Origin of the sequence: Scandinavium sp., assembly GCF_036271055.1 — a bacterium.
Taxonomy (GTDB): domain Bacteria; phylum Pseudomonadota; class Gammaproteobacteria; order Enterobacterales; family Enterobacteriaceae; genus Scandinavium.
This window is the reverse complement of record NZ_DATBBJ010000031.1, coordinates 102,044-108,387: the sequence shown is the minus strand read 5'-3', so window position 1 is coordinate 108,387 and position 6,344 is coordinate 102,044. Positions and strand designations below refer to the sequence as shown.

The 6,344-nt window shown below is 52.7% G+C and carries 4 protein-coding genes and 1 rRNA gene; all 5 read left to right on the top strand.

What is annotated here, in order from left to right; all coding sequences use genetic code 11:
- Nucleotides 1–84: ribosomal RNA gene (gene rrf / locus VH187_RS23530) — 5S ribosomal RNA — on the top strand; the annotation flags it as partial.
- A 256-nt stretch (nt 85–340) separates the two neighbouring features.
- Nucleotides 341–1,270: a homoserine O-acetyltransferase MetA gene (gene metA, locus VH187_RS04850; protein ID WP_329700358.1), complete on the top strand. Its 930-nt coding sequence runs from the start codon at nt 341–343 to the stop codon at nt 1,268–1,270.
- 267 nt (nt 1,271–1,537) lie between these two features.
- A complete protein-coding gene (gene aceB, locus VH187_RS04845; protein WP_329700357.1) occupies nt 1,538–3,139 on the top strand; it encodes a malate synthase A in 1,602 nt (533 codons plus the stop codon).
- Nucleotides 3,140–3,172: 33 nt separating this feature from the next.
- Complete coding sequence (gene aceA / locus VH187_RS04840) at nt 3,173–4,477, top strand: isocitrate lyase (RefSeq protein ID WP_329700356.1); 1,305 nt, start codon at nt 3,173–3,175, stop codon at nt 4,475–4,477.
- A gap of 108 nt (nt 4,478–4,585) precedes the next feature.
- Entirely contained in the window at nt 4,586–6,310 is a 1,725-nt protein-coding gene (gene aceK, locus VH187_RS04835) for a bifunctional isocitrate dehydrogenase kinase/phosphatase (protein ID WP_329700355.1), read from the top strand.
- The last annotated feature ends 34 nt before the right edge of the window (nt 6,311–6,344 follow it).

The window sequence follows — 6,344 nt, the reverse complement described above, 5'->3', positions numbered from 1 at the left end:
CCCCATGCCGAACTCAGAAGTGAAACGCCGTAGCGCCGATGGTAGTGTGGGGTCTCCCCATGCGAGAGTAGGGAACTGCCAGGCATCAAACAAGTGGAAAGCCCAGTCGAAAGACTGGGCTTTTTGCGTTGTTGCACAACCTATCCACAGGCATATCCACAATTTTCTTCTTCGCCGTTTTTTACGATCGCCATAGATCAGCTCAACGATGCCGCTCCTACCCGTTTTCATGAAACTTTCTCACCTTTTACATGCGGACTCGACATTTTGCTTATTTCTGGTTATCTTCAGCTATCTGGATGTCTAAACGTGTAAACGTATGCTGTGAGGTAATAAGGTTATGCCGATTCGGGTGCAGGACGAGCTGCCGGCCGTCAATTTCTTGCGTGATGAAAACGTCTTTGTGATGACGGCTTCGCGTGCCACCAATCAGGAAATTCGCCCGCTTAAGGTGCTGATCCTTAACCTGATGCCGAAGAAAATTGAGACGGAAAACCAGTTTCTCCGCTTGCTGTCGAACTCACCGCTGCAGGTCGATGTACAGCTACTTCGTATTGATGCACGCGAATCGCGGAATACACCCACAGAGCATCTCAACAACTTCTACTGCAATTTTGAAGACATCTGCAACGATAATTACGATGGCCTGATTGTTACTGGCGCGCCGCTGGGGCTGGTTGAATTCAACGATGTGGCCTACTGGCCGCAGATTAAACAGGTGCTGGAGTGGGCCAAAGATCATGTCACTTCAACGTTGTTCGTCTGTTGGGCCGTACAAGCGGCACTGAATATTTTATACGGTATACCGAAACAAACCCGTTCCGATAAGCTTTCTGGCGTTTACGAACACCACATTCTGCATCCACACGCACTGCTGACCCGCGGTTTTGATGATTCTTTCCTCGCCCCTCATTCACGTTATGCTGATTTTCCTGCATCGGTGATCCGCGACTACACCGATCTCGATATCCTGGCGGAAACGGAAGACGGAGACGCTTACCTGTTTGCCAGCAAAGACAAGCGCATCGCTTTTGTCACGGGGCACCCGGAATATGATGCTCACACACTGGCGAGTGAATTTTTCCGTGATGAAGAAGCTGGCCTTTCACCGGAAGTCCCGCACAATTATTTCCCGAAAAACGATCCACAGAACAAACCCCGGGCAACCTGGCGTAGTCACGGAAACCTACTGTTCATTAACTGGCTGAACTATTACGTCTACCAGATCACGCCATACGATCTGCGCCATATGAATCCAACTCTGGAGTAATCTCCCACTTCCGCGATCGTAAAGCGATTCAGCACTCCACATTAGGCACCTTCGGGTGCTTTTTTTATTTCCGAAATCCGCACCAAATCATTGATCAACTTTAATTTCATTTTTATCAATGAATTAGCTTATGTTTTATTTGAAAATGGAAATTGTTTTTGATTTTAGATAATAATTGCGTAGGCTTAATTGAGCTGAACGAAAACCATACAACGATCTTCGTTCGCTTTGGGGAGTGACTTTGGATCAATGACGAGGAGCCGCGCAATGACACAACAGGCAACAACTACCGAAGAACTGGACTTTAACCAGCCATTTGGCGAGCAGGAGAAGCAGATCCTGACGCCGGAAGCTGTCGAATTCCTGAGTGAACTGGTCACAAGGTTTACGCCGAAGCGCAACCAATTGCTGGCTGCACGTATCCAGCAACAGCAGGATATTGATGATGGGCGCTTGCCTGGTTTTATTTCGGAAACAGATTCCATTAGAAATGGGGGGTGGAAAATCCGCGGTATTCCTCAGGATCTGCTCGACCGCCGCGTGGAGATCACCGGCCCTGTTGAGCGCAAGATGGTTATCAATGCGCTGAACGCTAACGTTAAAGTCTTCATGGCGGATTTCGAAGACTCATTGGCACCCAATTGGCATAAGGTCATTGACGGGCAAATCAACCTGCGCGACGCGGTCAATGGAACCATCAGTCACACCAATGAAGATGGGAAAATCTATCAGTTGAAGCCCGACCCTGCCGTATTGGTTTGTCGCGTGCGAGGTCTGCATTTGCCGGAAAAACATGTCACCTGGCGCGGGGAATCGATTCCGGGCAGCCTGTTTGATTTTGCTCTCTACTTTTTCCACAACCATAAAAACCTGCTGGCTAAAGGCAGCGGTCCCTATTTTTATCTGCCGAAAACCCAGGCCTGGCAGGAAGCGGCCTGGTGGAGTGAAGTGTTCAGCTTTACCGAGGATTGCTTCGGTCTGCCGCGCGGCACCATCAAAGCCACGCTGCTGATTGAAACGTTGCCAGCGGTGTTCCAGATGGATGAAATTCTGCACGCGCTGCGTGACCACATTGTTGGCCTGAACTGCGGGCGCTGGGATTACATTTTCAGCTATATCAAAACGTTGAAGAATCATCCTGACCGCGTGCTCCCGGATCGCCAGGTGGTCACCATGGATAAACCGTTCCTCAGCGCCTATTCGCGTTTGCTGATCAAAACCTGCCATAAACGCGGTGCGTTTGCGATGGGCGGCATGGCGGCATTCATCCCTAGCAAAGATGCCGGGCGAAACGCTCAGGTGCTCAGCAAAGTGAAAGCGGACAAAGCGCTCGAAGCGAACAACGGACACGACGGCACATGGATTGCGCATCCAGGCCTCGCAGATACCGCCATGGCGGTGTTTAACGAAAGGCTCGGTGACAACACAAACCAACTGTTTGTCACCCGTGATGAAGATGCGCCGATAACTGCCGAACAGTTGCTTGCGCCCTGCGAAGGCGAGCGAACCGAAAGCGGCATGCGCGCCAATATTCGCGTGGCGGTGCAGTACATCGAAGCGTGGATCTCTGGCAATGGCTGCGTACCTATTTATGGCCTGATGGAAGACGCCGCCACAGCTGAGATCTCCCGCACCTCTATCTGGCAGTGGATCCATCACCAAAAAACGCTCAGCGACGGTACGCCTGTCACCAAAGCACTATTCCGGCAGATGCTGAATGAAGAACTGATGGTGGTCCAGGAGGAGCTAGGTGAACACCGATTCAGTAGCGGTCGCTTTGATGAAGCCGCGCGTCTGATGGAACAAATCACCACCTCCGAAGAACTTGTCGACTTCTTAACCCTGCCCGGCTACCGCCTGCTGGCCTAATTTCACCCCATAATAAAAATGGAGCATCTGCCAATGAAAACCCGTACCCAACAAATCGAAGACGTAAAACAAGAATGGACGAACCCACGCTGGGAAGGCATTACCCGCCCGTACAGCGCGGAAGAGGTGGTGAAATTACGCGGCTCGGTGAATCCGGAATGCACACTGGCGCAGCGCGGCGCAGACAAAATGTGGCGCTTGCTGCACGGCGAATCGAAAAAGGGCTACGTAAACAGTCTCGGTGCGCTGACCGGCGGGCAGGCGTTGCAGCAGGCAAAAGCGGGCATTGAAGCCGTATATCTCTCCGGCTGGCAGGTGGCGGCAGATGCCAACCTGGCATCCAGCATGTATCCGGATCAATCGCTCTATCCGGCCAACTCCGTGCCTTCGGTGGTCGATCGGATCAACAACACGTTCCGTCGTGCGGATCAGATCCAATGGGCGTCGGGCATTGAGCCTAACGATCCACGCTTTATCGATTATTTCCTGCCGATCGTGGCGGATGCAGAGGCCGGATTTGGCGGCGTGCTTAACGCATTTGAATTGATGAAGTCGATGATCGAAGCGGGTGCGGCTGCGGTTCACTTTGAGGATCAGCTCGCGTCAGTGAAAAAATGCGGGCACATGGGCGGCAAAGTATTGGTGCCAACTCAGGAAGCGATTCAGAAACTGGTGGCCGCGCGCCTGGCTGCTGACGTTCTCGGCGTACCCACCTTACTGATCGCCCGTACTGATGCAGATGCCGCTGATTTGATCACCTCCGACTGCGACCCGTACGACAGCGAGTTTATTACCGGCGAGCGCACCAGCGAAGGTTTCTATCGTACTCACGCAGGCATTGAGCAAGCGATCAGCCGTGGCCTGGCGTACGCGCCGTATGCAGACCTGGTGTGGTGTGAAACGTCCACGCCGGACCTCGAACTGGCGCGTCGCTTTGCTGAGGCTGTTCACGCGAAATACCCGGGCAAATTGCTGGCGTACAATTGCTCGCCATCGTTTAACTGGAAGAAAAATCTCGATGATAAAACCATTGCCAGCTTCCAGCAGCAACTGTCTGAAATGGGCTACAAATACCAGTTCATTACTCTCGCGGGCATTCACAGCATGTGGTTCAACATGTTCGATTTAGCCCATGCCTACGCGCAGGGCGAAGGGATGCGTCATTACGTGGAAAAAGTGCAGCAGCCTGAATTCGAATGCGGCAAAGAGGGTTACACCTTCGTGTCACATCAGCAGGAAGTGGGCACCGGCTACTTCGACAAGGTGACAACCATCATTCAGGGCGGCGCGTCGTCGGTCACCGCGTTAACCGGATCGACGGAAGAGTCGCAGTTCTGATTGTCATGATGCCCGGTAGCGCTTTGCTTGCCGGGCGTACAAGAGTTGCGTAGGCCGGATAAGTGAATGCGCCATCCGGCAATATCCGCATCATGATGAGGGAAAAGTATGCCGCGTGGCCTGGAATTACTGATTGCCCAGACTATCCTGCAAGGTTTCGACGCGCAGTATGGCCGCTTTCTGGAAGTGACTTCCGGTGCGCAGCAGCGCTTCGAGCAAGCAGACTGGCACGCAGTACAGCAGGCGATGAAGCAGCGTATTCATCTTTATGATCATCATGTTGGACTGGTGGTTGAGCAACTGCGTTGTATCACCGAAGGCAAAAGCCCGGATGCCGCGTTTTTACTGCGTGTGAAAGATCATTACATCGAACTGTTACCTGATTACCCTCGCTTTGAAATTGCTGAAAGCTTTTTTAACTCTGTGTATTGCCGGTTATTTGACCACCGCTCGCTGACTCCCGAGCGGCTTTTTATTTTCAGTTCTCAGCCGGAACGCCGTTTTCGTTCAATTCCGCGTCCACTGGCGAAAGACTTTTATCCCGACAAAGGCTGGGAAATGCTACTAAGCCAAATGCTGATGGATTTGCCGCTGCGCCTTCCCTGGCAAGATAAATCCCGCGATGTGGGCTACATCGTGGCGCATCTGACGGAGACTTTCGGGCCTGAGATTTTGCGCGAATCGCATCTTCAGGTCGCTAATGAGTTGTTTTATCGCAACAAAGCCGCCTGGCTGGTCGCCAAACTGCATACGCCGCATGGCATGGTGCCCTTGCTGTTGCCCATTCATCGCAGTGATGACGGCGAGTTATTCATTGATACCTGCCTGACAACCAGCACAGAAGCCAGCATAGTCTTCGGTTTTGCCCGCTCTTATTTTATGGTTTATGCGCCACTGCCTGCGGCGCTGGTGGAATGGCTGCGGGAGATTTTGCCGGGGAAAAGTACCGCCGAGCTGTACATGGCAATTGGCTGTCAGAAGCACGGCAAAACGGAGAGCTATCGCGAGTATCTGACCTGGATTCGCCAAACGGATGAACAGTTTATTGAAGCGCCCGGTATTCGCGGCATGGTGATGTTGGTCTTCACACTGCCCGGTTTTGACCGGGTGTTTAAGGTGATCAAAGACCGCTTCGCGCCGCAGAAAGAGATGAATGCCGCGCACGTGCGAGCTTGCTATCAACTGGTGAAAGAACATGACCGCGTAGGACGGATGGCAGATACCCAGGAGTTTGAGAACTTTGTGCTGGAGAAACGGCAAATTTCCCCGGCGCTGCTCGACTTGCTCTGGCAGGAAGTCCCGCAGAAAATCACCGATCTCGGCGACCGCATTGTCCTGAGTCATCTCTACATTGAACGCCGGATGGTGCCGCTGAATCTTTGGCTTGAGCAGGTCAGCGGTCAGCAGTTGCGTGATGCCGTAGAAGAATATGGCAACGCCATTCGCCAGCTCGCAGCGGCCAATATTTTCCCCGGCGACATGTTGTTCAAGAACTTTGGCGTGACCCGCCACGGGCGAGTGGTGTTCTATGATTACGATGAAATTTGCTACATGACCGAAGTGAATTTTCGCGACATCCCGCCGCCACGTTATCCGGAAGATGAGCTCGCCAGCGAGCCGTGGTACAGCGTATCGCCTGGCGATGTATTTCCGGAAGAGTTCCGCCACTGGCTTTGCGCAGATGCGCGAATCAGGCCATTGTTCGAAGAAATGCATGCAGATTTATTACGTGCGGATTACTGGCGCGGGTTGCAAACCCGTATTCGCGATGGGCATGTGGAAGATGTTTTTGCGTATCGGAAGCGCCAGCGGTTTAGCGTGCGCTATGGCTAGTATCGGGTGGCGGCTACGCCAGACCCGACCTACA